This is a genomic window from Hydrogenophaga sp. 70-12 (assembly GCF_001897365.1).
Taxonomy (GTDB): Bacteria; Pseudomonadota; Gammaproteobacteria; order Burkholderiales; family Burkholderiaceae_C; genus Hydrogenophaga; species Hydrogenophaga borbori.
Genome location: NZ_MKSS01000127.1, coordinates 1 through 2812 on the forward strand (window position 1 = coordinate 1; position 2812 = coordinate 2812).

The following is a 2812-nucleotide window of genomic DNA, read 5'->3' on the forward strand; positions in this document are numbered from 1 at the left end:
CCTCGTGTGCTTCGTGTCCGCATGCCGCGCTCCCGGTTCAGCGCGTGAGGGTGGGCTCGGCCGACGGCGCCAGCGCGCGATCGAAGCCGGGCAGTTGGCGGCCCGCGGCCACCACCGATTCGCGCAGCGCGGCGAGCGCGTCGCGCGCGGGCGCCTGGGCCCGCAAACCGGGCAGCAGGGGCTCGGCCTGCGCGGGCTGGCCGAACATGGCCGTCATCAAGCGCGCCTGCTCCAGCGTCAGCACCATGATCTCGATGCGCCGGTTCACGCTGGCCAGGGGTTCGTCGGGCCGCACCGGCGCGCGCTCGGCCATGCCCACCACCTGCAGCACCGAGGCCTCGGGCGTGCCGCCGCGCAGCAGGTGCGCGCGCGCGGCGCCGGCGCGGTCGCTGGACAGGCGCGAATTCGAGGGTCCGAAGGGGTCGTTGCGCGCGTAGGCCGCGGCATCGGTGTGGCCCACGACCAGCATCGGGTTCTGGATCTTCGCGAACAGCGGGCCCATGCGGTCCAGCAGGGCCGCGAAGCGCGGGGTGGGCGTGGCGCTGCCGAGCTGGAACATGCCCTCGTTGTCGGTGTCGTGCAGCATGATGCGCAGCCCGTGCGGCGTAACGAAGGTCTGCAGGTTGGCGCTCAGGCCGGCCTCCAGGCTCAGGCGCGCCAGCAGCGCCGCCAGCTCGGCCATCTGCTCGGGGGTGTCGTAGCGCGCGCGCAGCGGCGTCGGGTTCATCAGGCCGGGCACGGTGCGAACCTCGTCCGGGCCTTCGCCCTGCCCCTTGCGCGGCATGGGCTTGCGGTCGATCAGGCTGCCGCGCGGGCCGCCCTCGGCAGGGATCTTGGCGCCGGAGATCTCGGCCATCACCGCGCCGCCGCCGCTTTCCAGCGCGCGCGTGGCCTCTTCCTTGTCGCGCGCCGCCAGCACCCACAGCACCAGGAACAGGCACATCAGGGCGAGCGTGAAGTCGGCGAAGGCCACCTTCCAGCTGCCGCCGTGGGCCTCTTCCTCGTGGCGGCGCGAGACGCGCTTGACGATGGTGCCGTGCTCGGCTCCGTGGGCTTTAGACACCAGGGCTCTCCTCCAGCTGGTTGACCCAGGATTCGAGCTGCGCGAAGCTGGGCTTGATGTTGAGCTGGATGAGGCGGCGACCGGCGTCGATGGACACCAGCTCGGGCTTGCCCGAGAGGTGCGTCACCAGCACCACCTTCACCGCCTCCATGTTGCTCATCTCTTCCTTCACGAGCTGCTTCATCATGTTGCTAATGGGGTCGAGCACCGCGTAGCACAGGAAGATGCCGATGAAGGTACCCACCATGGCGGCCGCGACCTTGGCCGCGATCTCGCCCGCGCCAGCGCCCGCGCTGACCGAGTTCATGGCCATCACGATGCCCAGCACCGCGGCCAGGATGCCGAAGCCCGGCATGGCCTCGCCCACCTTGTGCAGCGACTTGGCGGGCTGCGAGAGCTCCTCGTGGATGGCCTCCAGTTCCTGCTCCAGCACGCCTTCCAGCTCGTGCGCCGAGATCTTGCCCATGGCCATGACGCGGAAGTTGTCGACGATGAAGTGCAGCAGCTTGGGCTCCTCCAGCACCATGGGGTAGCGCTGGAACAGCGGGCTCTCGTGCGGCTGCTCCACGTGCGCGTCCAGTGCCTTCAGGCCGTTCTTCGCGGTCTGCAGCAGTTCGTACATCAGCAGCATGAGCTGGCGCTGGAACTCGTCGCCGCGCTTGCGCCGCGCCACCACCTTGCGCAACTGCACGCCCATCTCGGCCAGCACGTGGCGCGGGTTGCCGATGACGATGGCCCCCGCGCCAGCGCCGGCGATGATGAGCAGCTCGACGGGTTCCCAGACCACGCCCAGGTCGCCCCCCGCGAGCAGGAAGCCGCCGAAGACGCAGAGGAACACGATGAAGACGCCAAGGAAGAACTGCATGGTGGTGGCCGGTGGGGTGGTTCGGGGGTCAGTCGGGCGAGAGCGCGCCGCGCAACTTGTGCAGTGCGCTTTTGTTGATCTGGCAGACGCGGGCCTCGGTCAGGCCCATGACGGCGCCGATCTCCTTGAGGCTGAGCTCGGCTTCGTAATAGAGCTGCACCACGTGCTGCTCCTTCGGGTTCAGGCAGGCCAGGGCCTGCTCCAGCGAGCGGCGCTGGATCAGCTCGGCCTCGGGCGTGCGCGCGGCCGAGGGCGTGAGCATCAGCTCTTCGATCACTTCGTCGAAGCTGGCCAGGGTCTCGGCGTTGGTGTGCTGCTCGTAGGCCAGGTAGTCCTCGGCGCTCACGCCCAGGTGCTGCATCACCTCGGCCTCGGAGGGTTCGTGGCCGAGGCGGCGGCGCAGCTCGCGGATGCCGTCGCGCAGGCGGTGGCCTTCCTGGCGCACGCTGCGCGGGCGCCAGTCCTGGCGGCGCAGCTCGTCGAGAATGGCGCCGCGCACGCGCTGCGCGGCGTAGCCGGGGAAACGTTCGTCGGGCTCGCCGTAGCGGCGCAAGGCCTCCAGCAGGCCCATCAGGCCGATCTGCAGCATGTCCTCGCGGTCCATGGCGCCACCCGCCTGCGAGGCGAGCTGGGCCACCGCGCGGCGCACCAGCGGCGTGTGCTCGACGAGCCAGCGCTGCTCCGCCGCGGCGGAGCTCTCCGCCGCAGCCAGGCTGTTCATCTCGCCGTATCCGCTGTGCACCGGGGCCTCGCCTATTCGATGACCAGGCGGCCGACCATCACTTCCGTGAAAGGCGACTCGCGCGATTCGCGCTCGAAGCTCTCGCCGTAGGCCTGCTGCAGGAAGTCGGTGAGTTCGGCGATGCTGAGCATGCTGGCCCGCT

3 protein-coding genes are annotated in these 2812 nt (G+C 70.2%); all 3 read right to left on the minus strand.

Features of this window, described 5'->3' with window-relative positions; translation table 11 throughout:
* Nucleotides 1-37: 37 nt before the first annotated feature.
* The 3 genes from BGO22_RS07955 to fliA are packed head-to-tail and all read right to left on the minus strand — an operon-like array spanning nucleotide 38 to nucleotide 2649.
* A complete protein-coding gene (locus tag BGO22_RS07955) occupies nucleotides 38-1063 on the minus strand; it encodes a flagellar motor protein MotB (protein ID WP_204743142.1) in 1026 nt (341 codons plus the stop codon).
* Complete coding sequence (gene motA / locus BGO22_RS07960; RefSeq protein ID WP_116959889.1) at nucleotides 1056-1928, minus strand: flagellar motor stator protein MotA; 873 nt, start codon at nucleotides 1926-1928, stop codon at nucleotides 1056-1058. Before motA ends, BGO22_RS07955 begins: the two co-directional genes overlap by 8 nt.
* Before the next feature lie 28 nt (nucleotides 1929-1956).
* On the minus strand, nucleotides 1957-2649 hold the full coding sequence (gene fliA / locus BGO22_RS07965; protein ID WP_204743144.1) for an RNA polymerase sigma factor FliA: 693 nt from the start codon (nucleotides 2647-2649) through the stop codon (nucleotides 1957-1959).
* Nucleotides 2650-2812 lie beyond the last annotated feature (163 nt).

Bases quoted from the DNA above. Each gene is read 5' to 3' on its own strand.
- motA (WP_116959889.1), bottom strand. From the start codon at position 1,928: ATGCAGTTCTTCCTTGGCGTCTTCATCGTGTTCCTCTGCGTCTTCGGC.
- fliA (WP_204743144.1), bottom strand. From the start codon at position 2,649: ATGAACAGCCTGGCTGCGGCGGAGAGCTCCGCCGCGGCGGAGCAGCGC.